This window comes from Streptomyces sp. NPDC104202, assembly GCF_055584185.1.
Map to the genome: position 1 here is coordinate 1 of NZ_JBVJMN010000019.1, position 25,390 is coordinate 25,390.

19 protein-coding genes and 1 riboswitch are annotated in these 25,390 nt (G+C 74.2%); of the genes, 7 read left to right on the top strand and 12 right to left on the bottom strand.

Features of this window, described 5'->3' with window-relative positions; translation table 11 throughout:
• Positions 1–176 precede the first annotated feature (176 nt).
• The 5 genes from ACZ60W_RS14965 to ACZ60W_RS14985 form a co-directional block, all read right to left on the bottom strand.
• Positions 177–1,940: an ABC transporter substrate-binding protein gene (locus ACZ60W_RS14965; RefSeq protein ID WP_469755733.1), complete on the bottom strand. Its 1,764-nt coding sequence runs from the start codon at positions 1,938–1,940 to the stop codon at positions 177–179.
• A gap of 110 nt (positions 1,941–2,050) precedes the next feature.
• On the bottom strand, positions 2,051–3,088 hold the full coding sequence (locus ACZ60W_RS14970; protein WP_469755734.1) for an ABC transporter permease: 1,038 nt from the start codon (positions 3,086–3,088) through the stop codon (positions 2,051–2,053).
• 352 nt (positions 3,089–3,440) lie between these two features.
• Positions 3,441–4,232 (bottom strand): enhanced serine sensitivity protein SseB C-terminal domain-containing protein, encoded by a 792-nt coding sequence (locus ACZ60W_RS14975; RefSeq protein ID WP_469755821.1) that lies wholly within the window; start codon positions 4,230–4,232, stop codon positions 3,441–3,443.
• Between the two features lie 103 nt (positions 4,233–4,335).
• Positions 4,336–5,076 (bottom strand): enhanced serine sensitivity protein SseB, encoded by a 741-nt coding sequence (locus ACZ60W_RS14980; RefSeq protein ID WP_469755735.1) that lies wholly within the window; start codon positions 5,074–5,076, stop codon positions 4,336–4,338.
• 120 nt (positions 5,077–5,196) lie between these two features.
• On the bottom strand, positions 5,197–5,859 hold the full coding sequence (locus tag ACZ60W_RS14985; RefSeq protein ID WP_469755736.1) for an AAA family ATPase: 663 nt from the start codon (positions 5,857–5,859) through the stop codon (positions 5,197–5,199).
• A gap of 158 nt (positions 5,860–6,017) precedes the next feature.
• A riboswitch (glycine riboswitch) is annotated at positions 6,018–6,117 on the top strand.
• Between the two features lie 160 nt (positions 6,118–6,277).
• Between ACZ60W_RS14985 and gcvT the strand changes: the two genes are divergently transcribed.
• The 4 genes from gcvT to ACZ60W_RS15005 all read left to right on the top strand — a co-directional run bounded on the left by gcvT (position 6,278) and on the right by ACZ60W_RS15005 (position 10,676).
• Positions 6,278–7,402: a glycine cleavage system aminomethyltransferase GcvT gene (gene gcvT / locus ACZ60W_RS14990; RefSeq protein ID WP_469755737.1), complete on the top strand. Its 1,125-nt coding sequence runs from the start codon at positions 6,278–6,280 to the stop codon at positions 7,400–7,402.
• A 77-nt stretch (positions 7,403–7,479) separates the two neighbouring features.
• Positions 7,480–7,860, top strand: coding sequence for a glycine cleavage system protein GcvH (gene gcvH, locus ACZ60W_RS14995; RefSeq protein ID WP_189830813.1), 381 nt, complete (start codon positions 7,480–7,482; stop codon positions 7,858–7,860).
• A 32-nt stretch (positions 7,861–7,892) separates the two neighbouring features.
• Complete coding sequence (locus tag ACZ60W_RS15000; RefSeq protein WP_469755738.1) at positions 7,893–9,152, top strand: serine hydroxymethyltransferase; 1,260 nt, start codon at positions 7,893–7,895, stop codon at positions 9,150–9,152.
• Positions 9,153–9,305: 153 nt separating this feature from the next.
• Positions 9,306–10,676: an L-serine ammonia-lyase gene (locus ACZ60W_RS15005; protein WP_469755739.1), complete on the top strand. Its 1,371-nt coding sequence runs from the start codon at positions 9,306–9,308 to the stop codon at positions 10,674–10,676.
• Between the two features lie 235 nt (positions 10,677–10,911).
• Here ACZ60W_RS15005 and ACZ60W_RS15010 read toward each other — a convergent pair whose 3' ends face one another.
• Positions 10,912–12,132 carry an FAD-dependent monooxygenase gene (locus tag ACZ60W_RS15010; protein ID WP_469755740.1) on the bottom strand — a complete coding sequence of 407 codons (1,221 nt, stop codon included), beginning with the start codon at positions 12,130–12,132 and terminating at the stop codon, positions 10,912–10,914.
• A 316-nt stretch (positions 12,133–12,448) separates the two neighbouring features.
• Between ACZ60W_RS15010 and ACZ60W_RS15015 the strand changes: the two genes are divergently transcribed.
• Positions 12,449–13,438, top strand: coding sequence for an ABC transporter ATP-binding protein (locus tag ACZ60W_RS15015; RefSeq protein WP_469755741.1), 990 nt, complete (start codon positions 12,449–12,451; stop codon positions 13,436–13,438).
• Positions 13,435–14,265 carry an ABC transporter permease gene (locus ACZ60W_RS15020; protein ID WP_469755742.1) on the top strand — a complete coding sequence of 277 codons (831 nt, stop codon included), beginning with the start codon at positions 13,435–13,437 and terminating at the stop codon, positions 14,263–14,265. The genes ACZ60W_RS15015 and ACZ60W_RS15020 overlap by 4 nt, the downstream gene beginning before the upstream one ends.
• A 76-nt stretch (positions 14,266–14,341) precedes the next feature.
• On the opposite strand, the gene ACZ60W_RS15025 is transcribed toward ACZ60W_RS15020, so the two are convergent.
• The 6 genes from ACZ60W_RS15025 to ACZ60W_RS15050 are packed head-to-tail and all read right to left on the bottom strand — an operon-like array spanning position 14,342 to position 24,431.
• Entirely contained in the window at positions 14,342–15,286 is a 945-nt protein-coding gene (locus ACZ60W_RS15025) for a thiopeptide-type bacteriocin biosynthesis protein (protein ID WP_469755743.1), read from the bottom strand.
• A 12-nt stretch (positions 15,287–15,298) separates the two neighbouring features.
• Positions 15,299–16,873, bottom strand: a complete 1,575-nt coding sequence (locus ACZ60W_RS15030; protein ID WP_469755744.1) for a hypothetical protein — start codon at positions 16,871–16,873, stop codon at positions 15,299–15,301.
• On the bottom strand, positions 16,870–18,801 hold the full coding sequence (locus ACZ60W_RS15035) for a TOMM precursor leader peptide-binding protein (protein WP_469755745.1): 1,932 nt from the start codon (positions 18,799–18,801) through the stop codon (positions 16,870–16,872). The genes ACZ60W_RS15030 and ACZ60W_RS15035 overlap by 4 nt, the downstream gene beginning before the upstream one ends.
• Complete coding sequence (locus tag ACZ60W_RS15040; protein WP_469755746.1) at positions 18,791–20,590, bottom strand: hypothetical protein; 1,800 nt, start codon at positions 20,588–20,590, stop codon at positions 18,791–18,793. The genes ACZ60W_RS15035 and ACZ60W_RS15040 overlap by 11 nt, the downstream gene beginning before the upstream one ends.
• A 2-nt stretch (positions 20,591–20,592) precedes the next feature.
• Positions 20,593–23,214: a lantibiotic dehydratase gene (locus ACZ60W_RS15045; protein ID WP_469755747.1), complete on the bottom strand. Its 2,622-nt coding sequence runs from the start codon at positions 23,212–23,214 to the stop codon at positions 20,593–20,595.
• The gene (locus tag ACZ60W_RS15050; protein ID WP_469755748.1) at positions 23,211–24,431 is read right to left on the bottom strand and encodes a hypothetical protein; all 1,221 of its coding nucleotides are present in this window, start codon (positions 24,429–24,431) and stop codon (positions 23,211–23,213) included. The genes ACZ60W_RS15045 and ACZ60W_RS15050 overlap by 4 nt, the downstream gene beginning before the upstream one ends.
• A 215-nt stretch (positions 24,432–24,646) precedes the next feature.
• Between ACZ60W_RS15050 and ACZ60W_RS15055 the strand changes: the two genes are divergently transcribed.
• Positions 24,647–25,210: a hypothetical protein gene (locus ACZ60W_RS15055; protein ID WP_469755749.1), complete on the top strand. Its 564-nt coding sequence runs from the start codon at positions 24,647–24,649 to the stop codon at positions 25,208–25,210.
• Positions 25,211–25,390: the final 180 nt, after the last annotated feature.

Consider the following 25,390-nt stretch of genomic DNA (forward strand, 5'->3'; position numbering starts at 1 on the left):
CGGCGAGCCAACGCAACTCCAGAGAATACCCCCCCCCCCCCCCCCCCCCCCCCCCCCCCCACCCCCCCCCCCCCCCCCCCCCCCCCCCCCCTCCCCCCCCCCCCCCCCCCCCGCCTTCGGCCATCACCTGCCCTTCGGACCTGGCGGCGGGTGGTGCGCCGGTGGAGCGGGTCGGATTACTTGACGACGCCGAGCGACGCGTAGTCGTAGCGGCCGTTGTAGGCGTCCGCCGTGTAGACGTTGGTCAGCCGGGAGCTGCGCCAGATGATGTTCTTCTCGTGGGTGAAGGGCAGGTAGACCGCGGCCTCCGACACCTTCGTGTTGATCTGCTTGTAGAGCTCGCCGGCCTTGACCGGGTCGGTCTCCTTCAGCGCCTGGTCGAACAGGCCGTTGACGGCCGGGTCGTTCAGCTCCGAGAAGTTGTTGTTGCCGCTCTGGAGGATGAAGCGGCCGTCGACCAGCGGCTGGAGGAAGCCCTGGCCCGACGGGAAGTCGGCGCCCCAGCCCATGATGATGATGCCGTAGCCCTTGTCCTTGACGACCTTCGGCGAACCGATGATGCCGGAGGTCTGGGCGCCGTCGAACTGGTCGATCTGGGCGTCGATGCCGACGGCCTTCAGCGACTGCTGGAGGGACTCGGCGGTCGCGATCTCGATCTTCTTGTTGTTGCGGACCGCGATCGTGGTCTTGAAGCCGTTCGGCTTGCCGCACTTCGCCAGGGCCTCCTTGGCCTTGGCGAGGTCCGGGGCGCCGGCGAGCTTGCCGTACGGGTCGGCCTTCGGGTCGGCACCCTTGATCGCCGGCGGCAGCATGTTGGAGGCGATGTCGCCACCGGCCTGCGGGCCGCCGCGGGCGGTCTGCAGCGACTTGGAGTCGGCCGCGTAGATGATGGCCTTGCGGCACTCGATGTTGGGGATGACCGTCTGCGGGAAGACCGCGTAGCGGATGAAGCCGGTCTGCGGGTTGTCGACGTTGCCCTTGTGCTGCTGGAGCACCTTCTGGCGGGCGGCGGCGCCGACGCCGGTGGCGTTGATGTCGAGGTCGTACTCGCCCTCGACCAGGCGGTTGTCCATGTCGTCGGCGTTCGTGGTGAACGTGACGCTGATCTTGTCCGGCAGGGCCTTGCGGACGGTGTCCGTCTTGGCGTCCCACTTGTCGTTGCGGACGAGCTTGATGGACTTGTTGGGGGTGTACGAGTCCCACTTGTACGGGCCGGAGGAGAAGGGCTTCAGGCCGTACTTGGCCTTGGTGTCCTTGTCCTGGCGGACCGGGGAGGCCGCCGGCATGGCCAGCATCTGCAGGAAGTCGCCGTTGGCGACCGGCAGCTTGAAGACGATGGTCTTGTCGTCCGGGGTCTCGATCGCCTTCAGGCCGAGCTTGTCCGCGGAGGTGTCCTTGTACGGGCCCTTGTACTCGCCCTTGGGGTCGAGGACCTGCTGGAGGTAGATCGGGCCGCCGGAGATGACGTCCTGGGCCCAGATGCGCTCGATGCCGTACTTGATGTCCTTGGAGGTGATCGGCTTGCCGTCCTCCCAGGTCACCCCGTCCTTCAGCGTGAAGGTGTAGGTGAGGCCGTCGGCCGAGACCTTGCCGGAGTCGGTGGCGAGGTCGGGGACGAGCTCGGTGGAGGCGGCGCCCGGCTCGGCCTTGAAGGTGACGAGCTGGCGGGTGTAGTAGCGGGCGAAGTCCCACACGAAGCCGTAGTAGCCGCGCTGCGGGTCCCAGTTGTCGGCCTCCTGCGAGCCGATGAACTTCAGCTCGCCGCCCTTCTTGTCGGAGGCGTTGGCGACCTTGTTCACACCGGCGTTGAAGCCGGCGGCGCCGGACGTGCCCTTGTCGCCGCCGCCGCCGTTGCCGCCGCCACAGGCGGTCGTGACGACCATGGTGGCCGCGGCGAGCAGCGCGCCCGCGGCGATTCTGCGCTGGGAGCTCTTCAGCATGGGTCCAACAACCTCCGGGATAGTGGCGGCCGAAACGGCGGTCCGCCGATTGGGGATGGGCCTCCTGTCGCCAGCGGCAGGGGCGGGTCTTGCGTGTCGTCGGCGAACGGTCAGCGGGAGCCCTTCGGGTCGAGCGCGTCACGCACGCCGTCGCCGAAGAGGTTGAACGCCAGAACGGTGATGAAGATGGCGAGGCCGGGGATCACCATGAACAGGGGGTCCGACTCATAGGTGGTGATGGCCGTCGACAGCATCTGCCCCCAGGAAGCGGTGGGAGGCTTCACACCCGCGCCGAGGAAGCTGAGCGCCGCTTCGGTGAGGATGTTGGTGGGAATCATGAGGGTCGCGTAGACCGTGATCGGGGCGATCAGGTTCGGCAGCAGCTCGCGCCGCAGGATGTAGAGGCGGCCGGCGCCCAGGCTCTGGGCGGCCTCGACGTACTCGCGGTTGCGCAGCGAGAGGGTCTGGCCGCGGACGATGCGGCCCACGTAGGGCCAGCCGAAGAAGCCGATGACCAGGACGAGGGCGGCGATGCGGACGCCGGATCCGTCCAGGCCGAGGAACTCGTTGGGCAGCACCGAGACGAGGGCGATCGTGAAGAGCAGCTGCGGGAAGGCCAGCATGACGTCCATGACCCGGCTGAGGGCGGCGTCGATCCAGCCGCCGAAGTAGCCGGCGATGATGCCGAGGACGGTGCCGAGGACGACCGCGAAGACCGCCGCCAGGAAGGCGACGAGCAGCGAGATCCGGGCGCCGTAGACGACGCGGCTGAAGACGTCGCGGCCGTTGACGGGCTCGACCCCGAAGAGGAAGTCGGAGCTGACGCCTCCCCACGAACCGATCGGGGTGCCGAACAGCGGGTCGATCTGGTCCTCGTGGAACTCGTCGGGCGGGTGGCCCAGGAGTCCGACGATGAGCGGGGCGAAGATCGCGACCAGGACGAGGAAGATGACGACGAAGGCGCCCGCGAGGGCGAGCTTGTCGCGCTTGAGGCGCGTCCAGGCGATCATCCAGGGCGAGCGGCCCTCGATCGCCTTGGCGGCGGCACCGGGGGTGCCGGGGGTGTCCGGAATGCCGGATGCGTCGGGCGCGCCGTCGACGGTGGCGGTCGCCTCGCCCGCACTCGTCTCGTGCAGTGGTGCCGTCATCGTGGTGAGGACCCCTCTCGGCCGCCGGTAGCCGGCCCTTGCCCGCCGCGGGTAGCGGCTCGGTGGAACAACCTGCTGGGCACCTGCTCGAAAGGAGCCGAACGCCCGGTGTTCCGGGGAGTCTTCAACGCGCTCGCGATCACCCGCCAGCCCTGACGGGGAATGTTTGCTCAAACGTGATGCGGTGCTGCGACTTCCGTTATCCGGACGTCGTGATCGCGTGAGCGGACCATCTCGGGTCCTCTTCGCCACAATCGGGCATGTCGCCCAACAGCGCTTTCGACCTCATCAATTGGGGCGAACGAGGGGCTCCGGCGGGGCCCCCGGGGCACGGGTGAAGAAGGGAGGCGTCTCAGTATCCGGACGGGGTCGCCGGCGGGTATCCGTACCCCGGGGCGGGGGCGGCGGCGCGGCCGGCGTGGGCCTCGCGGTCGTAGAAGGGGCGGGCGTTCGCGCGCAGCCAGAGCGCCACCGGGTCGTACGCATCGGAGAGCGCGACCGTCGAGACGGGCAGCCCGTCGGGCACGGAGCCGATGGACTGGCGCATCATCGCGCGGACGGTGTCGACGGCGGCCGCGGAGGTGTCGTACAGGTCGAGGCCGACGACGAGGTACGGGGAGCCGAGCGCGGGCTGCACCCAGCCGCGGCGCAGCGAGCGGACGACCGGGGTGCGGTGCGCGTTCTGCGTGAGCAGGGCGTAGAACTGCGGGATCTCCAGCGCGGGCTCGGTGACGCGCAGCGGGCCCGCGGGCATCCGGTCGAGGCCGGTGGCGATCCGGCGCAGGTCGGCCCAGGGGATGCCGACGCCGCCGCCGGGGGCGTGCGGATTGAGCCAGACGCCCCAGCGGTCGGGATAGAGGGCGCGGGCGATGTCCCGGCCGGTGACGACCTCGTGGCCGCGGTTCCAGCCGGAGGCGGCGAGCTCCTGGGCGGAGGTGACGCAGGGGGCGTAGCCGAAGCCGTCGACCTCCATGTTCCCGTACTGGGCGTCGGCGGAGCCGGCCGATCCGTGCCAGAGCAGCATCCGGAGTTCGCCGTCGGCGAGGGCGTGCAGCAGCTGCTCGTACGCGTCGTAGCGTCCGGGCGCCACCTCGCGCAGCATGCGCTCGACCTCTCCGGCCGCCGCGGTGCCTGACGCGCTCACCATGGGTCCCCGCCCCTCTTCCGTCCACCGTGTCCGCGCGGCGTGCGTGCCGCTGCCGAGTCCGTTCGGCCCACCGGCCAGTTCAGCTTAAACAGGCGCCCGCTCACACGGCGGCGCGCTGGTAGAACGGGCGGACCCGCTCCAGCATCCAGTCGCCGACCGGGTCCTGCGCCATGTCGAGCAGGATGAGGTTGACCGGCCAGGCGACCTCGACGCGGCCGAGGGCCCTGCCGAGGGCGTCCAGGGGCGCGTTGCGGTCGACGCCGTCCCAGGCGGCCAGCTGGACGCCGACGAAGAGGGCGGGTTCGGTGCCCTCGACGCTGGCGAGCGCGCGCCGGGCGCTGGTGACGACGCCGGTGGCCTCGAACTCGGCGGAGGCCGCGGCGAGGAAGTCGACCGGGTCGTCCTGCCAGTCGGGCTCGAAGAGCCGGACGCGGCCGCCGGAGGCGGGGCCGTCGAGCGGGGTGCGGCCGGTGCGGCAGAGTTCGGCCACGGCCGGCGGCGGCAGCGGGACGCCGACGGTGCCGCCGGGGTTCACGGCGATGCCGAGCTGCGGGGGAAGACCGCGGGCGAAGTCACGGGCGGGGGCCACCGCGAAGGACATGTGGGCTCCGACACAGGCGAGGAACTGCTGCTCGGAGCTGAAGACGGGGACGTAGGCCGCGCCGTCGATCTCCAGGGTGGGCAGGTCCAGGTCGGGACTGTCGGGGCCGCCGCCGTTGGGCAGGGGCACCCAGACCGCGCTGCGGCCCAGCACCTCGACGAGCCGTCCGCCCGCCGCGGGGTTGCCCAGTGAGGCGGCAAGGGCCTCCTCGAGCTCGTTGCCCGGCCACGTCACGTCCACGGTCGCCTTTCCCCTTCTCGCACGGCCTGCCGCACCGGCCGCCCGGCAGCACCCTAACGCCGCCCCGGCGCCGCCGTGGCCAAAAGGGAAGGGTACGGGCCCTTACGGGGCCGGGGGCTGTCAGGCGGCCTCGCGGAAGGAGATGCGCCGCAGGGTGTCGGCGGCCTCGCGGTCGAGGAGGGTCACGGAGGCGCAGCCGGGCGGGAGGCCGCCGGACTCGGCGGCGCGCAGGAGCCGGCCGACGGCTCTGCGGTGGCGTGCGAAGGCGTAGGCGGAGACGCCGCGGCCACGGGCGCGCTGGCCGGCCCGGGCGGTGTCGGGGGTCACGTCGAGCAGGACGAGGTGGAGGGCGCGGCCGCGGCGGCGGGCCTCACGGGCGAGCCAGCCGCGCACCCAGGACTGGGTGCCGCAGTCGTGGACGGTCACGCTGGCGCCGGAGCGCAGGGCGCGGCGGAGTCCGGCGTAGTGCGCGAGCCGGACGAGGGGGCGGTAGACGGCGTACGGCAGGAGGCGGGGCATGCGGGCCTCCCAGCGCTCGCGGGCGTCCTGGGAGTCGATGCCGTGGCCCTCGGCGGCGCGGCGCATGAGGGTGGACTTGCCGCTGCCGGGGAGCCCGGAGACGACCACGAGGTCACCGGCGGCGAAGGTGAGGGCGCGGGGGCCCCGGCCGCCGCGCTCGCGCAGGTCGCGCAGGAGGCGGCCGCGGCGGCGGGTCCGGGCGCGGGCACGCTGGGACGGTATGCCGGTGCCGGCCGCGTACGCGCCGGTGTGCTGGATCCTCATCGCTCCCCCAGTCGGGTCTCACGAGACCTGAGAAGACCCTTGCCCAAGAAGTGTAAAGAAACGGTAATGGCACACAAGCGATTTGCCCCGCCGACACCGCGTGCAATGATGTGCGCGCCAGGCGCGCACAGTCGCCACACAATCGCATACCGGCCGCTCGAATCCGCGCGGGAGAGTTCCGGACAGCCGAGCGCGTCCGGACGCCGAAGGAGCAAGACCCTCCCTTGAATCTCTCAGGCCCCGTACCGCGCGGATGAGGCAGATCTGAAAAGCGGGACACCTCGCGTGTCCCCACCCAAGGTGCAAGCCGAGGATGCCCTCGGTGAACCTCTCAGGTTCCATGACAGATGGGGAGGACGTCCTCGCCCGTCATGTGTTTTCGTCACCGATCACGCCCTTGGGACCCGGGAGCCACCCCATGACCACTGCCCCCCGTCTGACCGCCCTCGATGCCCTGCATCGTTCGCTGGGCGCGACCATGACCGACTTCGCGGGCTGGGACATGCCGCTGCGGTACGCGAGCGAGCGCGAGGAGCACAACGCGGTCCGCACCCGGGCCGGGCTCTTCGACCTCTCCCACATGGGCGAGATCACCGTCACCGGCCCGCAGGCCGTCGAGCTCCTCGACCACGCGCTGGTCGGCAACATCTCCACGGTGGGCCCGGGCCGCGCCCGCTACACGATGATCTGCCGGGAGGACGGCGGCATCCTCGACGACCTGATCGTCTACCGGCTGGGCGAGACGGAGTACATGGTCGTCGCCAACGCCTCGAACGCGCAGGTCGTCCTGGACGCGCTGGTGGCGCGCGCGGAGGGCTTCGACGCCGAGGTCCGCGACGACCGCGACGCGTACGCCCTGATCGCGGTGCAGGGCCCGGAGTCCCCCGGCATCCTGAAGTCGCTCACCGACGCCGACCTGGACGGGCTGAAGTACTACGCGGGCCTGCCGGGCACGGTCGCGGGCGTCCCCGCGCTGATCGCCCGCACCGGCTACACCGGCGAGGACGGCTTCGAGCTGTTCCTCGAGCCGGAGCACGCCGAGGGCGTCTGGAAGGCCCTGACCGAGGCGGGCGCCCCGGTCGGCCTGATCCCCTGCGGTCTGTCCTGCCGCGACACGCTCCGCCTGGAGGCGGGCATGCCGCTGTACGGCCACGAGCTGACCACCGCCCTGAACCCCTTCGACGCCGGCCTCGGCCGCGTCGTGAAGTTCGAGAAGACGACCAACGGGGGTCGCTTCGTCGGCCGTGAGGCGCTGGAGAAGGCCGCCGAGCGCGCCGAGACCGCCCCGCCGCGGAAGCTGGTCGGTCTGGTCGCCGAGGGCCGCCGGGTCCCGCGGGCCGGCTTCTCCGTCGTCAAGGACGGCGTGGTGATCGGCGAGGTCACCTCCGGCGCCCCGTCCCCGACGCTCGGCAAGCCGATCGCCATGGCCTACGTGGACGCGGCGCACGCCGCTCCGGGCACCGAGGGTGTAGGTGTGGACATCCGCGGCGCCCACGAGCCGTACGAGGTCGTCGCGCTGCCGTTCTACAAGCGCCAGAAGTGACGCATCCGTCTCACTCCGCGTCTCACCCCGTAAGACCCACGTTCATCAGTACTCCCCCGATCCAGGAGAATCAGGTCATGAGCAACCCCCAGCAGCTGCGCTACACCAAGGAGCACGAGTGGCTGTCGGACGCCGTGGACGGCGTCGCGACGATCGGCATCACGGAGTTCGCCGCCAACGCGCTCGGTGACGTCGTCTACGCCCAGCTCCCCGCCGTCGGCGACACCGTCACCGCGGGCGAGACCTGCGGCGAGCTGGAGTCGACGAAGTCCGTCAGCGACCTCTACTCCCCCGTCACGGGCGAGGTCGTCGAGGCCAACCAGGACGTGGTGGACGACCCGTCCCTGGTGAACACGGCTCCGTTCGAGGGTGGCTGGCTGTTCAAGGTGCGCGTCGCGGGTGAGCCGGACGACCTGCTCACCGTCGACGAGTACACCGCGTTCTCCGCCGGGAACTGAGACCGGGCCCGAGACCCCTTAGGGATCGATTCATGTCGCTTCTGAACACTCCCCTCCACGAGCTGGACCCCGACGTCGCCGCCGCCGTCGACGCCGAGCTCCGCCGTCAGCAGTCCACCCTCGAGATGATCGCCTCGGAGAACTTCGCTCCGGTCGCGGTCATGGAGGCCCAGGGCTCCGTCCTCACCAACAAGTACGCCGAGGGCTACCCGGGCCGCCGCTACTACGGCGGCTGCGAGCACGTCGACGTGGCCGAGCAGATCGCGATCGACCGGATCAAGGACCTGTTCGGCGCCGAGTACGCCAACGTCCAGCCGCACTCCGGCGCCTCCGCGAACCAGGCCGCCCTCTTCGCGATCGCCCAGCCGGGCGACACGATCCTGGGCCTGGACCTGGCGCACGGCGGTCACCTGACCCACGGCATGCGCCTGAACTTCTCGGGCAAGCAGTTCGACGTGGTCGCCTACCACGTGGACGAGGCCGGCCTGGTCGACATGGCCGAGGTCGAGCGCCTCGCCAAGGAGCACCGCCCCAAGGTGATCATCGCGGGCTGGTCCGCCTACCCGCGCCAGCTGGACTTCGCCGAGTTCCGCCGGATCGCCGACGAGGTCGAGGCGTACCTGTGGGTCGACATGGCCCACTTCGCGGGCCTGGTCGCGGCCGGTCTGCACCCGAACCCGGTCCCGTACGCGGACGTGGTCACCTCCACCACGCACAAGACGCTCGGCGGCCCCCGCGGCGGCATCATCCTGGCGAAGAAGGAGTTCGCGAAGAAGCTGAACTCCTCGGTCTTCCCCGGCTTCCAGGGCGGCCCGCTGGAGCACGTGATCGCGGCCAAGGCCGTCTCCTTCAAGGTCGCGGCCTCGGAGGAGTTCAAGGAGCGCCAGCAGCGCACCCTGGACGGCGCCCGCATCATCGCCGAGCGCCTGGTGCAGGACGACGTCACCGCCCACGGCGTCTCGGTCCTGTCCGGCGGCACGGACGTGCACCTGCTCCTCGTCGACCTGCGCGACAGCGAGCTGGACGGCCAGCAGGCCGAGGACCGTCTGCACGAGGTCGGCATCACGGTCAACCGGAACGCCGTTCCGAACGACCCGCGCCCGCCGATGGTCACCTCGGGTCTGCGCATCGGGACGCCGGCGCTCGCCACCCGCGGCTTCGGGGCCGAGGACTTCGCCGAGGTCGCCGACATCATCGCGGAGACCCTGAAGCCCGGCTTCGACGCCGAGTCCCTCAAGGCCCGGGTCACCGCGCTGGCGGACAAGCACCCGCTGTACCCCGGTCTGAAGTAATTTCGTACGCTTTTGTTCGTACGAAGCTCCGGGGCACCGCGCACACCGGACAGTGAGCGCGGTGCCCCCGCTCTTGTCGTCACGCCCCGCCGCACGCTCTTCTGCACCACCCCGGCAGACAACGGCGTCTAGCCCCCCACAAGGAGTCCTTCCGTGGCCATCTCGGTCTTCGACCTGTTCTCGATCGGCATCGGCCCGTCGAGCTCCCACACGGTGGGCCCCATGCGCGCGGCGCGGATGTTCGCGCGCCGGCTGAAGAACGAGGGGCTGCTGGCCCACACGGCGGCGATACGGGCCGAGCTGTACGGCTCGCTCGGCGCCACCGGCCACGGCCACGGCACCCCCAAGGCGGTCCTCCTCGGCCTGGAGGGCAACTCGCCGCGCACCGTGAACGTCGAGACCGCCGACGACGAGTTCGAGCGGATCAAGGCGAGCGGCCGGATCAACCTGCTCGGCGCCCACGAGATCCCGTTCGACTTCGACGCCGACCTGATCCTGCACCGGCGCAAGGCGCTCCCGTACCACGCCAACGGCATGACGGTCTTCGCGTACGACGCGGAGGGCGGGCTCGTCCTGGAGAAGACGTACTACTCCGTCGGCGGCGGCTTCGTCGTGGACGAGGACGCGGTGGGGGGCGAGAACCCGATCGTCCCCGACGACACCGTCCTGAAGTACCCCTTCCGCACCGGTGACGAGCTGCTCCGCCTCGCGAAGGAGACCGGCCTGTCGATCTCCTCGCTGATGATGGAGAACGAGAAGGCCTGGCGCACCGAGGACGAGATCCGCGCGGGCCTCCTGGAGATCTGGCGCGTCATGCAGTCCTGCGTCTCGCGCGGCATGTCCCGCGAGGGCATCCTGCCCGGCGGCCTGAAGGTGCGCCGGCGCGCCGCGAACCTGGCGCGCAAGCTCCGCTCCGAGGGCGACCCGAAGATGCACGCCATGGAGTGGATCACCCTCTACGCGATGGCCGTGAACGAGGAGAACGCGGCGGGCGGCCGGGTGGTCACCGCCCCGACGAACGGCGCGGCCGGCATCATCCCCGCCGTCCTGCACTACTACACGAACTTCGTGCCCGGCGCCGACGACGAGGGCATCGTCCGCTTCATGCTGGCGGCCGGCGCGGTCGGCATGCTCTTCAAGGAGAACGCGTCGATCTCCGGCGCCGAGGTCGGCTGCCAGGGCGAGGTCGGCTCGGCCTGCTCGATGGCGGCCGGCGCGCTCGCCGAGGTCCTCGGCGGCACCCCGGAGCAGGTGGAGAACGCGGCCGAGATCGGCATGGAGCACAACCTGGGCCTGACCTGCGACCCGGTCGGCGGCCTGGTCCAGATCCCGTGCATCGAGCGGAACGGCATGGCCGCGGTCAAGGCCGTCACGGCGGCGAAGATGTCGATGCGCGGCGACGGCAGCCACCTGGTCTCCCTCGACAAGGTCATCAAGACCATGAAGGAGACGGGCGCCGACATGAGCGTCAAGTACAAGGAGACCGCGCGCGGCGGTCTCGCGGTGAACATCATCGAGTGCTGAGCCCGTTCCGCGGGCGGCCCGCCGGCCGTCCGGCGTTCCCCGGGCCGGGCGGCCGCCGCCGCCCGGGCCGGGGCCCGGGTCGGTAGCGCACCCAGAGCACGTAGACGTCCGGGCGCGACGGAGCGAGGGGCTCGCAGAAGAAGATCGTCGCTGTGCGGTGTGCGTCGGCTGCGCAGCCGGGTCGAGCAGACCGTCGCGGACAGGGCCGCCCCATAGGTCCGGGCCGATAGCCCGATCACGCCGGGGCCGGCACCACGCTCCTGCCCGTCTCGTGCGCGTACAGCATCGCCCGGTCCCGGAGCGAGGCGTGCACCGCCATCCGGGCGTCCCGGCGCCGCTGCGCCGGCCCGTCGGGCAGGTGCAGGATGCCCGCGTTGCCGCGCGAACCGCGCTGGATCTCCGCCGTGCGCGGGATCCGCAGCGACTGGTAGCGGTCCAGCCGGGCCGCGGTCGTCGCCGCCGCCGGATCGGCCAGACAGGCCGCCAGGTCCATCGCGTCCTCGACCGCCTGGTTGGCGCCCTGCGCCATGAACGGCAGCATCGGATGGGCCGCGTCGCCGAGCAGGGTCAGCCGCCGCGACGACCAGACCTCCAGCGGCGGACGGTCGTGCAGCGCCCACTGGTGGGTCGTCTCCACGGCCGCCACGACGTCCGCGACCAGCCCCGTCCAGCCGCCGAAGACCGCGCGCAGCGCCTCCGGGTCGCCGGGGGCCGACCAGGACTCGCCCGGCGAATCGGCCATCGGCACGGTCGCCGCGAAGCTCAGGTACTCCCCCGCCGCGACCGGGTAGCAGACGAAGTGCCCGCCCGGACCGAGCCAGAGCCGCACCAGGGGCTCGCGGGCCGTGTCCGGGAGCGCGTCCACCGGCACCAGGCCCCGGTAGATCCCGAGCCCCGAGAAGACCGGCTCGTCGCGCCGGAAGGTCTCGCGGACCGTCGAGTGGATGCCGTCGGCGCCCACCACCAGCTCCGCGTCGCGGACCGTGCCGTCCTCGAAGGCCAGCGCCACCCCGGCCGGGCCCGTCTCGCGGGCCCCGCTCAGCCGCTCGCCCAGCTTGAGGGCGCCGGGCTCGACCAGCGAGAGCAGCGCGTCGTGCAGATGCGCGCGGTGCACCGCGTAGTACGGCGCCCCGAACATCCCCTCGCACGCGGCACCCAGCGGCGTCCGGGCGATCGGCCGCCCGCTCCACCCCCGGACCTCCATGGCCTCGATCGCCACCGCCCGCTCGCGCAGGGCGGGGCCGAGGCCGAGCCGCAGGAGCGGCCGGACCGCGTTCGGCGACAGCTGGACCCCGGCCCCCACCTCCGCGAGCCGCCGCGTCTGTTCGTACACCGTGTACGGAATGCCCATGGAGGAGAGCGCACCGGCCAGCGTCAGTCCGCCGATGCCGGCGCCGACCACCGAGACGTGCGGCCGCTCCTCCGCTCCCCACTCGTCCAGATCCCCGAACCGCACCTTTGAGACCGCCTTCCGCGTCGCTGCTGTGTCGGCACCGTCGGCGTCGCCGGCCGCGGTCCCCCCGCGTCCCGGCCGTCCGCCGCACCCCGAGCATGGGCGGCCCGCAGGCCCCCGGCAACGCGGGTCACGCCCGGGGCTGACAACTGTCGCGGCTTCCATGACGTGCGTCACCGGCGCCCCGGCGCCACCGCTCCGCGCCTCCCCCGCGCCCCTAACGTCGAGGCCGCGCCCCGGAGTCCGTCTGCGGGCGACGACCCCACGACGTCCCACGACACCACCGGGAGAGACAGATGACACGAGCCGAGGGACCGCGGTGACCGCCGCGGTGGCCGTCGAAGGCCTGCAGAAGCGGTACGGCGACCACGAGGCCGTCCGCGGCGTCGACTTCACCGTCGCCGAGGGCGAGATCTTCGCCCTGCTCGGGCCGAACGGCGCGGGCAAGACCACCACCCTGGAGATCCTGGAGGGCTTCCGCGACCGCGACGGCGGACGCGTCGAGGTCCTCGGGCGCGACCCCGGCGTGAAGGCCGACGGCGCCTGGCTGCGCGGCCAGGTCGGCCTGGTGCTCCAGGACATCGCCGTCGAGCCCTACCTGTCGGTGCGCGAGACCGTCGCCCGCAACGCCGGCTACTACCCGGACCCGCGCGACGTCGACGAACTGCTCGACCTCGTCGGCCTGGACGAGAAGCGCGGCGCCAAGGTGAAGGACCTGTCGGGCGGCCAGAAGCGGCGGCTCGACCTGGCGCTCGGCGTCGTCGGACGGCCCCGGCTGCTCTTCCTGGACGAGCCGACGACCGGCTTCGACCCGAACGCCCGCCGCGGCGCCTGGGACGTCGTGCGCAACCTGCGCGACGACGGCACCACCATCGTGCTGACCACCCACTACATGGACGAGGCACAGGCGCTCGCCGACTCGGTCGTGGTCATCGCCGAGGGCCGGATCGTGGCCTCGGGCACCCCCGAGACGCTCGGCGGCCGCGACAGCGCGCAGACCCGGATCCGGTTCGCGCTGCCGGCCGGCGCCTCGCTCGCCGACGTGCCGCTGGCCGTGAGCGACGTGGAGGACGGCCTGGTGACGGCCGAGACGACCGAGCCGACGACCGCGCTGCACCGGCTGACGGGCTGGGCCCTCGACCGGGGCACGCCGCTGGACCGCCTCACCGTCGAGCAGCCGACCCTCGAGGACGTCTACCTCAGCCTGACCAGCGAGTACGTACAGCAGGAAGCCTCCTCGCCGTCGTCCGGCCGGGGGCGCACGTCGCCCGCCGGGCGGGGGCGCCGACCCGGACGGAGCCGCTCATGACCACCCTGATCCCCCCGACCACCGACACCGCCCCGGCGGCCCCGGCGCCGCGCGCCGCCGCGCCGCGCGAGCGGAGCGCCCTGGCGCTGCTCGCCCACCAGATCCGTTTCGAGCAGCTGTCGTTCTGGCGCAATCCGCAGTCGATGGTCTTCACCTTCGTGCTGCCGATCGTCATCATCGGCATCTTCGGTGCCGTGTTCAGCGGCAGCGAGGGCCAGGAGTTCTTCTTCGGCCTCACCGGCATGCAGTACTACACGCCGGTGATCGCCGCCGTGTCGGTGCTCGGCGCCTGCTACGGCCAGCTCGCGATCGTCCTGGCCATGCGCCGGCAGACCGGCATCCTGAAGCGGCTGCACGCGACGCCGCTGCCCGCGTGGGTGTACTTCGCAGGTCTGCTCGTGCACTGCGTCGTCGTCAGCATCGTGGACGTCGCCCTGGTCTTCGGCATCGGCGCCCTCTACGGCGTCGACCTGCCCACCCACTGGGGCGCGGTCCTGGTGACGCTGGTGCTCGGCGCGGCGAGCTTCTGCGCGCTCGGCGTCGGCGTGGCCTCGTTGATCAAGAACTCGGAGGCGGCCCCGGCCGTCGTGCAGTTCATCCAGTTCCCGCTGGTCTTCATCTCGGGCAGCTACTTCCCGATCCACGCGGAGCTGCTGAACACGATCGCGGGCCTGCTGCCCGTGAAGCCGTTCAACGACGCGATGCTGGCGCTGTTCACGCACGACGCCGGCTTCCAGTGGCGCGACCTCGCGGTCCTCGCCGCCTGGGGCGTCGTCGGCGCCCTGATCGCCGTCCGCAGCTTCCGCTGGGACCCGCGCCCCGAGTAGCGGGGCGAGCACCACGAAAAGGCCCGGCCGGGGAAACCGGCCGGGCCTTTCGTGACTCCCCGTGGGGGGGCGGGGGTCAGGGGACGGGCACCGCCGGGGAAGCGGCGCCGCGCGGCATCGGGGTGTGCTCCGGTACGGGGAAGGCGTGGGCGAGCACCGCGTAGGTGCGGAGCTCCTCCAGGAGGCTCAGGCCCAGCCGGTTGTGGAGCATGTGCGCGTGCGAGAAGAGGACCATGCCGGGGTGGGCCGGGGAGTGCGCGCGGATCTCGTCGGCGTGGGCGGCGAGACGGGCGTGCCAGCCGGCGAACGGGCCGTGGGCGCCCGGGTCGAGGGTCACCGCTCCCTCGACCCGGGTGATCGTGTCGAGGAGCGCGGCCGGGTGGCCGGCCTCGGCGGCCCAGGCGCGCCAGGCGCCGAGGCCGTGCGCGTAGTAGTACGCGCGCTCCGCCGGGTCGCCGACCGCGGCGGCGACGGCGACGGTGCCGCGCAGGGCGAGCAGGGCCCGCTGCCGCTCGCCGGTCACCTTCGGGAGGGCGGCGAGGACCAGGTTGCTGGACAGGGCGAAGAGGGACTCGGCGGCCGGCATCAGGGCCTCGCCGCCGTAGCGGTCGAACTCCGGCTCGTAGACGGCCGGATGGACGCCGGGGGGCAGCAGGTCCTTCACGGAGGTGTTCTCGCCGGTCTCGCCGGCGGCGGCGAGCCGTTCGGCCCCGCTGCGGTAGGCGGCGGGGTCGAGCGGCTCCTCCCCGGGGGCGGGGACCCCGGCCACGGCGAGGCGGGCCCCGAGGGACGCCTCGACACGGGCCCGCGCGGCGGCGTCGAGGCCGCCCACGCGGAGCCGCAGGTGCGGGCCGGACTGCCAGTAGCGGATGAAGAACCACGGAGTGCCGGGCGCGAGTTCACGGACGGTGGGTCCGATGACGTCGGTGACGACCCGGTCGTGGGCGGAGCGGGCGGTGGTGCCGAGGTGCAGATGCCAGGCGGTCCATGCGGTCCGCGGCGCGGCGGCGGGTGGGGTCACGGGGACGCTCCTTCAGAGTCTGAGGTCGAGCAGCGCGCCGCCGGTGGACTGCGGCACCCCCACGACCACGGACAGGACGATCATCTCGTCCGGGTCCAGGCCGAGGACGCGCTGGGTGGGGATCTCCTTGAACGCCCGCACGGGGCGGGCGAAGAGGCCGGAGGCCGCCGCGGAGAGGCAGAGGCCGTGCGCGGCCCAGCCGGCGGCGTGCTGGACGGCGCCCCAGGCGGCCGTTCCGAGCCGCTCGAAGAGCGCGCGGGGACGGACCGACAGGAAGACGGTGAGGGGGGCGTCGCGGATGCCGCAGCCGTTGACCGGCGAGACGCCGTAGCCGTACCGCTCCTCCAGCCGTTCGGGCGCGGTCGGGTCGGCGCGCAGCAGGCGCGTGGCGCCGTCCCGCAGCCGGTGCACCCCGTCGGTGTGTCCCTCGACGCCCTGGACGACGGCGGTCACCTTCAAGGCGTCGAAGGCGGCGGCGAGTTCGTATCCGGGCGGGGGGACGGCGAGCCAGCGGGCGGCGCTGTCGAGGATCTCGGCGGGCTGCCCGCGGCGGCGGCCGCTCATGCCGTGCAGGGCACGCGGCATCCGGCCGGAGTGGCGGCGCCAGAGCAGTTCCGCCCAGTCGGGCGCGGTCCGGGACGGGCCGAGGCCCGCCGGGACGGCGGTGGTGAGCGGGGCGGAGCCGCTGCGGTAGGTCTGTTCCCGGTTGACGCGGAGGATCTCCGCGAGGGCGGGGTCGGTGCGGGCGAGGTGCGCGGGGGGTCCCGGCACGGCGGCGGGCTCCGGCACGGCGGGGGGTGCGGCGCCGTCCAGTTCCACGGTGAACGGCAGGGACCAGGCCCAGGTGTCGTCGAGGCCGAGGGCGGAGAGCCGGGTTTGGGCGTCGGGGCCGGGCGGACGCAGCCGCGCGGGCAGCCCGAACAGTTCGAGGCCGAGGCTCAGCGACCGCAGGACGAAGCCCAGTTCGATGGCGATGAGCGAGCCCCTGAACCACTGGTAGGCGGGCGGGACCGTCGTGTACCGGCCGGTGAGCAGGATGCCGCCGGGCGCCTCCGCGGGGCCGGGCGCGCCGGTGAGGGCGTGCCGGTCGGGGTCGAGGAGGCGCCAGGGCATGCCCGCGCCCCCGTCCACGAAGGCGTGGACGGGGAAGAGGCAGCGGGGCGAGGCGTAGGGCCGGTGGTCGTTGTAGGGGTTCTCGGGTTCCCTGCGCTGGGGACCGAAGGCGGTCACGAGCGCGCGGCCGAGCCGGTCGGCGACCGGTTCGGCCGGCGGGTCCGCGGCGTCCGCGGGGGACGGCAGGGCCGGGTACGGCAGCGCGGCCAGCCGCTCGTGCGTGCCGAGCGGCAGGCCGGCGCGCGGGGCGCCCCCGCGCGGCGGCGGGGGCGGCACGTGCGTGTCGGGCGGGGGCTGGGGCTGCCAGGTCCAGGGCGGCGCCTCGGGTGCGTCCGCCCCGGCGCCGTACGCGTACCAGAGGGGTTCCCTGGCGATGCTGTTGTCGCCCTCGGGCCCCGGCAGGTCGACGGGGCCGCGGCGCGGGGCCGGTGCGGGCGCCGGGGGCGCGGGCGCGGGGCGCGGCGGGGCCGTCACGGGAACGGGTGGGGGTCGAGGGGCAGCGCCCGGTGCTCCTGGCCGGTGCCGCGCAGGGCGGCGGTGAGCCGGGGCAGGCCGGCGAGGCGCTGCTGGGCGTGGCCGAAGCACATCGGGACGATGCCGGGGACGACCGCGCGGGCCACGTGGATGCCCGCGTCGGCGTGTTCGCGGCTGGTCTGGTCGACGAGGACGATCCGGTCGAGGCCGGCCTCGGCGAAGAGGCCGCGGACGAAGTCCAGGGCGCCCCGCACGTCGCCGCCGGAGCCCCGGTCGAGCCGGCCCGGCCAGTCCGGGAACGCCTCGGCGAGGGTGACGCGCGGTCCGCCGAGGGCGGCCGTGGCCCGGCCGGCGGTCTCGGGCAGCGAGGAGAACCGGACGTGGTCCTCCAGCTCCTGCACCAGCCACGGGTCGGCGACCATCGGCTCGACGTCCTCGCGGGTCCAGTCGACGGGGTTGGTGACGAGCTGGGCGACCTCGCGCAGGGCGCCGCGGACGGCGGCCTGCGGGTCGGCGCCGGAGCCGGCCGAGGAGAACGTGGCGGGGAAGGGGTTCAGCCGGTTCACTGCGAGCACCCAGACCACCGGCAGGCCGATGTCCTGGGTGGCGACCAGGAGGTGGACGTCGAAGCCGCGCGACTCCATCAGCTCGATCATGGCGCGGCTGGTGGGGTCGGTGAGCGAGGAGTTGGGGATGGTGGGCAGTGGCGCGGCCCGGTGCCAGGACAGCAGGAAGGCGTCCCGCTCGGCCAGCTCGAACAGCGAGTGCAGGGCGGCCTCTTCGAGGTTGGCGCCGACGGCGCAGCCGCTGGAGGACTCGTAGAAGTAGTGCTTGCGGCCCGCCGTCCCCGCCTCGCGCGCGGCCCGGCGGTCGCGGCGGTGGTGGTACTCGTACTGGTAGAAGGCGTGGTCGGCGGGGACGAGCAGGGGCCGGCCGTCGTCGAGGTCGTGGCCCCACACCCAGTCCATCGGGGTGTCCGCGTCGAACGGCGTGGCCCGGCTGGTCGGATGGGCGAGCTGCTCCGCCGTGCAGCGCCCGAGTCCGGCGGGGTCGACGGCGTGGCCGGCGACCTCGGTGAAGGAGCGGTCGGTGAGGACCGGCAGGTCGTACGGGAAGCCGGCCAGCCGCTCGTACGCCTCCAGGATCGCCACGGGGCCCGTCTCGGCGAAGGTGCGGGCGCGGCCGTGGCCCATCGCCGGTGCGTCCGGCACCACGGCCATGCTCATCGCGAAGGGGGCGCGGGACTCGCGCAGCAGGGCGCGGACCGGCCCGAAGCGGCCGTCGACCAGCCGTTCCTGGAGCACCCCGCGCTCGACGAGCCGGCTCGCGGCGGTCCGGGTGGAGTCGTCGGCGAAGGCGGGCCGGTCGACGAGGGCGAGCGGCCCGGGGGCCGCGGTGCCGTCGAGCTTCTCGTACGCGGGTCCGCACAGCGGGCAGTGGAAGCTGCGGGCGATGCGGTGGCGGCGCAGTCCGGCCGGCGAGACAGCGAAGAGCTCTCCGGGGCCGAGGGGCCGCTCCACCAGGTGCTCCAGGGCCGCCCGGAGCAGTTCGGGAAGGAGCGGCGCGGCCGGGCCGGGGGCCTCGGTGGCGTACGTCAGGTCGCCGACCAGCGGGTGGTCGGGGACGGTGCGGTCGCGCACCTCGGCGCAGCCGGCGCACCCCCCGTCGGTGCCGGGCCGCCAGAGCGGTCCGACGAGCACCTCGTCGGCGCGCAGCCGCACCGAGAGGTGCGGCCGGCCGGCCGCGGCCGCCTCGTCGAAGCGGGCCCGCTCCCAGCCGAGGTGCCAGCCCCGGTCGACGGCGACCGTTCCCTCGGGCAGGAGGTCGGCGAGGACGTCGAGGGCGGTCCGCCAGTCCGCGTCGACGGGGCGGGCGTCGAACCCGGGGCCCGTCGCCGGGGCCGTCACGGTCGGGGTGTCACTGGGCATCGCGGGCCTCCACGGGGCCGTACCAGAGGGGAAGTTCGCCCAGCACCGGGTCGTGGCGCGCGGCCTCGCCCCGGTACGTCGTCCCGGGCCGGGCGGCGGCCAGCTGCGTGCGCAGCGCGTCCAGGGCCGTCCGGTCCGCGAAGAGCAGGGCGTCGGTGGAGAGCGGGTCGACCGTGCCGCAGCCGGGGGTGCCGGACTCCGGTGCGGTCTGCGTCCGGGCGAGCGCGGTGCACAGGGCGCCGAGGGCGGCCTGCGCCGGGCCGGCGCCCCAGCCCCGTCCGAGGAGGGTGCCGCCGAGGGTCACCTCGGCGAGCCGCCAGTCGAGGCCGGGCACCCCGCGCAGGGTCACGGCGGGGGCGTCGCCGTCGGCGGGCAGCAGGGCCCGCAGCCGGGCGAGGATGCGCCGGCCCTCGGGGTCGAGCAGGTCGTCGGCCACGCCGCCCGCGGCCGCGGCGGGAGCGCCCGCCGGGTTCGCCGCGGGCGGCTGGGGCGTGGTGGCGGTCCTCGCGGTCACCGGGCGGGTCTCCTCGGCGAGCAGGCGCAGCGCGCCGTCGAGGAGCCAGTGTTCCCGGGTGAGCCCTGCCGCCGGGGTGGGAGCCCCGGGGATGCGGGCGTGCGGGCCGGCCGCCGGGGTGGGAGCCCCGGGGATGAGGGCCCGCAGGGCCTGCAGGGTGGCCGCGACGGTGGCGGTCTCCTGGTGGGCGGCCCAGGCGAGGACGGTGGTCGTGGGGCGGCCGGCCGCGCGGAGCTCGGCGGCGCGCAGGGCGAGGGGCATCTGCGGGAGGTCGGCGCCCTCGGTGAGGGCGAGCAGCCCGGTCCACTCGGCGGCGAGCGGGGCGGCGGTCTCGCGGGCCTCGTCCGGCGCGGGCCGGTCGTCGGCCGGCGCGCCGGCGAGGGTGTGGGCCTCGGGGAGGGAGCCGGGTCGGCCGGGCGCGGCCGCCGTGGGGGCTCCCCCGACGGTGACCCGGTCGGAGACCAGGTCCGTCCCGTGCACGACGTGGGCCTCGCCCGGGTCCGCCGTGCCGGTGAGGGTGTCGACGAGCAGCTGGGCACCGAGGGCGCCGGCCAGCGCGTCCGCCACGGGGCGGGGCGCGGGCGCGGTGGCGGCCGCGGCGGCCCAGGCACGGGCCCGCTCGTGGAACGCGGGCCCGGCCCCGGGGTGTCCGGGTCCGGTGACGGCCGGTCCGACGAGGGTGACGCCGGAGCCGGGCTCCCCGTCGGCCGCGCCGAGGAGGACCGGGACGACCAGGGGCGCCCCGGTGGGTGCGGCGGGGCCGGCGCCGGCCTCCTGGACGGCGAGGACCGCGTCGGGGGTGCCGGTGAGCTCCGCCGGGTCGGTGAGGACGGTGCCGACGCCGGCGCGGCGCAGGCCGCGGGCGGCGGGCCCGGTCGCGGTGGCCGGCCCGGTGACGAGGACGGTCGCGGCGCGGAGCCGGGCGAAGGCGCCGTACGGGTCGTCGAGGAGGCCCTCCAGCCGGGCGAGGGACTCGGCGTGCCGGGCCCGTACGTCGGCGGGCGGCTCGGGCGCGGTGTGCGCGGCCGGGTCGAGGAGCAGTCCGTTCTCGCGGAGCTTGTCGACGAGGTGGCGGACGGCGGGCCGGGCGCGTTCGGTGCCGATGCCGGCGACGAGGGCGTCCTCGTCGGTGCCGTCCTCCAGGAGGGGGACGCAGCCCTGGGCGACGGCGTGCAGGATCTCGGAGCCGCGCAGGACGAACCGGGCGCGGGCACCGCTGAAGTAGACCCCGCCGGGTACCGGCGCGAAGTGCAGGTCGGGGCGTGCCTTGAGCATCGTCACCGCTCCTCTGCCTCGGTCGTGGGGTGGCTGTCGGTCGTGGGCCGGGGGGCGGCCGTGGGGTGGTAGGCGAAGCGGCCGCCGGCGGTCCGGCCGACCTCGACGACCCACTCGGTGGCGTGGGTGCCGTCGATGACGCCGGGCAGCGCCTCCTCCAGGTAGCTGCCGCCGGTGTCGGCGCCCCGGCGTTCGAGCATCCGGGGCAGGACGCGGGCGCCGAGGGCGCTGCCGAGGTCCGCGTACTGGGGCTTCTGCTGGAGCCGCTTGGACTGGACGTCGGGGGCGCCGACGGAGAGCGGGCCCTCGTCCTCGGGGACGGTCTTGATGACGACCTCCTCGGGGACGCCGTGCCGGGCGCGCCAGGCGGTGAGCGCGAGGTGCCGCTCGTGCTCCTCGGGTCCGGCGGCCAGCGCGGTGCCCAGCTCCTCGCCGCCGTACCAGCGGCGGCGTCCGATGAGGACGTCGCCGACGGCCATGCGGGGTGCGGTGCGGGTGGTCCTGCGGTCCCAGGGGGTGGCGGCGTGCCAGCTGTTGGGGAGCGCGTTGAAGAGCCGGCCGCTGATGGCGAGCCCGGAGGCGACGGAGAGCGGCGGCGGGAAGAGGCCGGGGTGACCGGTGCCGAGGGGCAGGACCCGCAGCGGGGCGCCGTCGGCGTCCTCGACGCGCAGCGAGTCGGTCTCCGGGTCGTGGGCGAGGCGGAGCCCGAACCAGTCGTCGGGGGTGAGGCCGCCGGGGAGGACCGGCGTGTGGGCGTTGACGTTGAGCCGGTGCAGGCCGAGGTCCTCGGTGACGCGGGCGCCGTCGTGTCCGTACACCCGGCGGACGTGGTCGGCGAGGCGGGGCAGCGCGCGGCCGCCCATCCGCCGGTCGGCCTCCAGGAAGCGGGCGTACAGCATGCCGTGGCCCGGCAGTCCGTCGTTGAGGACGAGGTGGCCGTCGCCGCGCTGGAGCAGGACGCCGTAGATCAGCGGGTCGCGGCGGAAGCGTTCGGGCAGGGCGTCGGTGAGGCCGGCGACCTCGGCCGGGCTGATGCGGAGGGTCGGTTCGCCGTTCTCGACGGCCTTGGAGAGGAGGTCGTGGACCGCCTCGGTGACGTCGCGGCGCAGCCGGTAGATGCGCTCCAGGGAGCCGTCGGCGGGGCCGATGCCCTGGAGGGCGGACGGGTCGCCGGGGCCGTCGGGTCCGTAGACGGCGGCCATGGCGGCGGCGCGGCGGGACACCTCGCCGACGACGAAGGGGGCGTGGGCGGCGAGGGGGACGTTGGCCCCGGCGCCGAACCGCTCGACGAAGGCGGCGGTCATGAGCACCCGGACGTCGTGCAGCCAGTCGAAGACGGTGAGGAGTTCGACGGCCGGACCGAGGTCCTCCAGGGACTTCCGCCAGGGCTCCGTGTCCACCGCGAGCGGCGGCATCACGTAGTCCTCCTCGACCGTGATGTGGGCGGGGCGTCCGGCGGCGTGGCTGAGTTCGCCGAGGGCGCCGCGCAGTTCGGCGAGGGCGGCGCCGCGTTCGGCGGCGGGCGCGGCGGTGAAGGCGGGCAGTCCGGCCTTGACCCGGTCGGTGAGCTCCTTCGTGCGGGGGCGCGGGTCGTCCGGGGTGAGCAGCGCCTCGTAGTCGGCGGAGCCGTCCTCGGCCTCGTGGAAGGTGCAGAGCAGGCCCTGTTCGACGGCGCCCCTGACCTGGCGTTCGGCGTCCTCGGGGGTCAGGCCGGAGCGTTCGGCGACGTGGGCGACGACGGACGGAAAGGGGCGCGGGCCCATGGAGACCGCGTCGAGGAGGTCGCCGGCCGGGCCGTCGAGGGCGACGGCGGCGCGGCGCATGCCCTCCGGGGCGGCCTTGAGGAAGAAGAGCTTGCCGGCCGCCGGGTCGGGCGCGGAGGTGGGCGGGAGCCCGATCCACAGCGTGTCGAGGGGCCGGCCCGCGGGGTCGGGCAGGCCGCCGACCACGTAGTTGAGCATCACCCGGTCGAGGCCGGGGAAGGCGACGGCGCCGGGGAAGCCGGCCTCGTCGGGGCCGGGCGCGGCCGGGTCGGGCTCGGCGATGCCGACGGCGGTGAAGCGGGCGAGCGGGCTCGTGCGGACCATGGCGCGGGTGACGTACTGGATGAGTCCGCGTTCGGACTTGCGGGTCTTCGACGTCACGCGGCCGGGCGCGGCGACGGCGGCGCGGTACCGCTCGGCCTCCTGGTGGACCTCGGGGGCGACGAGCGCGAGCGAGCGCAGCAGGTCGGGGTCGCCGAGGAGTCCGGCGAGGACCTCCCGCTCGCGCTCGGCCGCGTCGGGGTAGCCGGCGACGAGTTCGGCGCGGAGGCGGTCGCGGGCGGCGCGGGCGTCGAGCCAGGCCGCGAGCGCGGGGGGAGCCGGGTCCGGGGTCGTCCTCGGGAGCTTGCCGTTGTGCACGGACCGGCGCAGGGCGACCAGTTCGCGCCGCTCGTCGTCGTCGGCGGCGGCGCCGATCCGCTCGTACAGCTCGTCGGATGCGGCCGTCGTGGCGGCGGCGAGGGTCTCCTCGGCGGCGGTGACGAGGGCGAGCTGCCGCCGCAGTCCGGCGTCGGCGAGCCGGGCCCGGAGCAGCGGGTTGACGCGCAGGAACCACAGGGGCTCGGGGGCGGGGGCGGTCATCGGAGGGCTCCCTCGGGGGCGGCGTCCCGGGCGGTGCCCGGGGCGGGGGCGGCGGGACTCGGTCCCCCGGCGGGGGCGGCCGTGGCGCGGGCGGCGATCCGTTCGCGCCAGGAGACGCCGAGGACCTCGTCGGCGGTCTCGGCGATCGCGAAGCACGTGTAGTAGCGCTGCATCGGGGAGACGGTCAGCAGTGGCAGCTGCTCGTAGAAGAGGTTGGTGAGGAGGCGGAAGGCGGCGAACCAGGGGGACGGGGCCGAGGTGATCCCGGCGGCGCCGACGGTCCGGTGGAAGTCGCTGTCGGGCTGCGCGCCCTGCGGGACGACGTCGGTGGCGCCGGGCGGGCCCATCTCGGAGGTGTCGAGTCCGGCGGTGGCGCCGTCGAGGAGGTCGAGGGTGAGGGTGCCGGCGGCGACGGCGCTCTCCAGGGCGCCGGCGCCGTAGGCGAAGCCGGTGCGCCAGGCGGCCGCGGTGGCGGAGACCTCGCCGCTCAGCCGCTCCTCGACGACGCGGCGGAAGAGGGGCGCGTCCTGGGCGAGGCGCTGCCGGAAGACGGGCCGCACGTCCTTGGTGGGCGCGGCCCAGGCGAGGAATGCCTCGACGTGGGAGCGGGGCGAGAAGACGCCGTAGCCGAGGCCGAGGGTGTGGGTGTCGGCGAGGGCGGCGAACGCCTCGGCGAGGCGGAGGGTGCCGGAGCCGGGTGCGCCGGCGAGGTCGTCGACGGTCCGCAGGAGCGCGGGGGTGAGCGCGCCGTGCACGACGGTGCGGAAGCGGTCGAGGCGCGGGTCGCGGGGGCCGGTGGCGGCGCCGTCGGCGCCGATCCGTTCGACGGCGCCGTGTTCGCGCAGCGGCAGGTAGGGCGGCTGGACGGCTTCCAGGCGGCCGAACTCGCGGGCCTGGTCGAGGTAGGCCTCTTCGGTGAGGGCCCGGGGCGGGTCGAGGGGGCCGGCGTCGAGGCTTCGCGCGATGCCGTCCCAGTCGGGTCCGCCGCCCGGGACGCCGGTGGCGTCCCGGGCGAGGATGTCGACGTGCGGCCCGTGGAGCCACCCGCGGCGCAGCTGGACGGCGGGGGCGCCCGCCTCGTTCAGCGCGCGGGCGACCGGTACGACGTACCGGGCCAGCCAGGCCGGTGTCACCGGCATCCGTGTGTGCAGCCGCACTCCCGTCAGGCCGTCGGAATCCGGCTTCACGGCAGTGCGCTCCAGCGCATCAACCCCCATGGCTTTCGCACCTTCCGAGAATTCGAAGTGAACGTCCTGCTTTTTCTTCCGCCATCATGTGGCGGCTGAATTGGGCAGGGAAAGGAAAAAGGCGTCCGGCCTTACATGTGTCACCGATCGCGTGACGTGCGGGCCGTGAACCGGTCCGCTTCGGGCGGAGTCGGACTGGCTGAAAATAGACAACCCGGTCGGATGATCGCTGTAGTGTCCGCGCCATGACTACGGAAACCACCGACGCGGAGTGCCTGGCACTCACGCGGAATCTGCGCCGCCGCGGCGCGATCGTCCTCGCCGTCTTCGGCCTCGTATGGGCCTTCGCGGGCGGTTCGGGGATAGCGGCGGTGCCGGTTTCGGTCACCGTCGGCGTCGTCGCGGCGGCCGTCACGGCCGGCGCGGTGGTCCTGGCCTTCCGGGGCACCGCGGGCCCCGTGTCCCGGCTGGTGCGGCTGCCCGCGAAGTGGAACCGGGGCGTCGGCCTGGTCAACGCGGCCGAGCTGGTGGCGATCTTCGCGGTGATCGGCGCGTCGAACGCCTCGGGCCACCCGGAGTTCATCCCGGTCGGCATCTGCCTGGTCGTGGGCCTGCACTTCTTCCCGCTCGCGCGCCTCTTCGACCAGGGGCAGTACACCTGGACCGCGGTCTTCCTGACGGCGGTCTCCCTGGTGGGGCTCGCCGTGCTGGCGGCCGGCACCACGGCCGAGACCATCCGCACGGTGGTCGGCCTGGGCGCCGCGCTCGTGCTGTGGGCCTCGTCCTTCCACGTCGCCCTGCGCGGCTGACCGCGCGTCACACCCCCCACACGCACGCGAGGATGCGCCACCCGGCCTGGGCCGGGCGGTCGCATCCTTCGTGCGTCGTGCGATCAGCCTCTGTTACCCGGTCAGCAGGCCGAGCAGGTGGAGGACGAGGACGACGAGGTGCCGATCGAGCCGCTGGAGGCACCCATCTCCGGGAGGGCC

Coding starts and splice junctions, on each gene's coding strand:
- ACZ60W_RS14965 (WP_469755733.1), bottom strand. CDS start 1,940: ATGCTGAAGAGCTCCCAGCGCAGAATCGCCGCGGGCGCGCTGCTCGCC.
- ACZ60W_RS14970 (WP_469755734.1), bottom strand. CDS start 3,088: ATGACGGCACCACTGCACGAGACGAGTGCGGGCGAGGCGACCGCCACC.
- ACZ60W_RS14985 (WP_469755736.1), bottom strand. CDS start 5,859: ATGAGGATCCAGCACACCGGCGCGTACGCGGCCGGCACCGGCATACCG.
- gcvT (WP_469755737.1), top strand. CDS start 6,278: ATGACCACTGCCCCCCGTCTGACCGCCCTCGATGCCCTGCATCGTTCG.
- gcvH (WP_189830813.1), top strand. CDS start 7,480: ATGAGCAACCCCCAGCAGCTGCGCTACACCAAGGAGCACGAGTGGCTG.
- ACZ60W_RS15000 (WP_469755738.1), top strand. CDS start 7,893: ATGTCGCTTCTGAACACTCCCCTCCACGAGCTGGACCCCGACGTCGCC.
- ACZ60W_RS15020 (WP_469755742.1), top strand. CDS start 13,435: ATGACCACCCTGATCCCCCCGACCACCGACACCGCCCCGGCGGCCCCG.
- ACZ60W_RS15035 (WP_469755745.1), bottom strand. CDS start 18,801: ATGCCCAGTGACACCCCGACCGTGACGGCCCCGGCGACGGGCCCCGGG.
- ACZ60W_RS15040 (WP_469755746.1), bottom strand. CDS start 20,590: ATGCTCAAGGCACGCCCCGACCTGCACTTCGCGCCGGTACCCGGCGGG.
- ACZ60W_RS15045 (WP_469755747.1), bottom strand. CDS start 23,214: ATGACCGCCCCCGCCCCCGAGCCCCTGTGGTTCCTGCGCGTCAACCCG.
- ACZ60W_RS15050 (WP_469755748.1), bottom strand. CDS start 24,431: ATGGGGGTTGATGCGCTGGAGCGCACTGCCGTGAAGCCGGATTCCGAC.
- ACZ60W_RS15055 (WP_469755749.1), top strand. CDS start 24,647: ATGACTACGGAAACCACCGACGCGGAGTGCCTGGCACTCACGCGGAAT.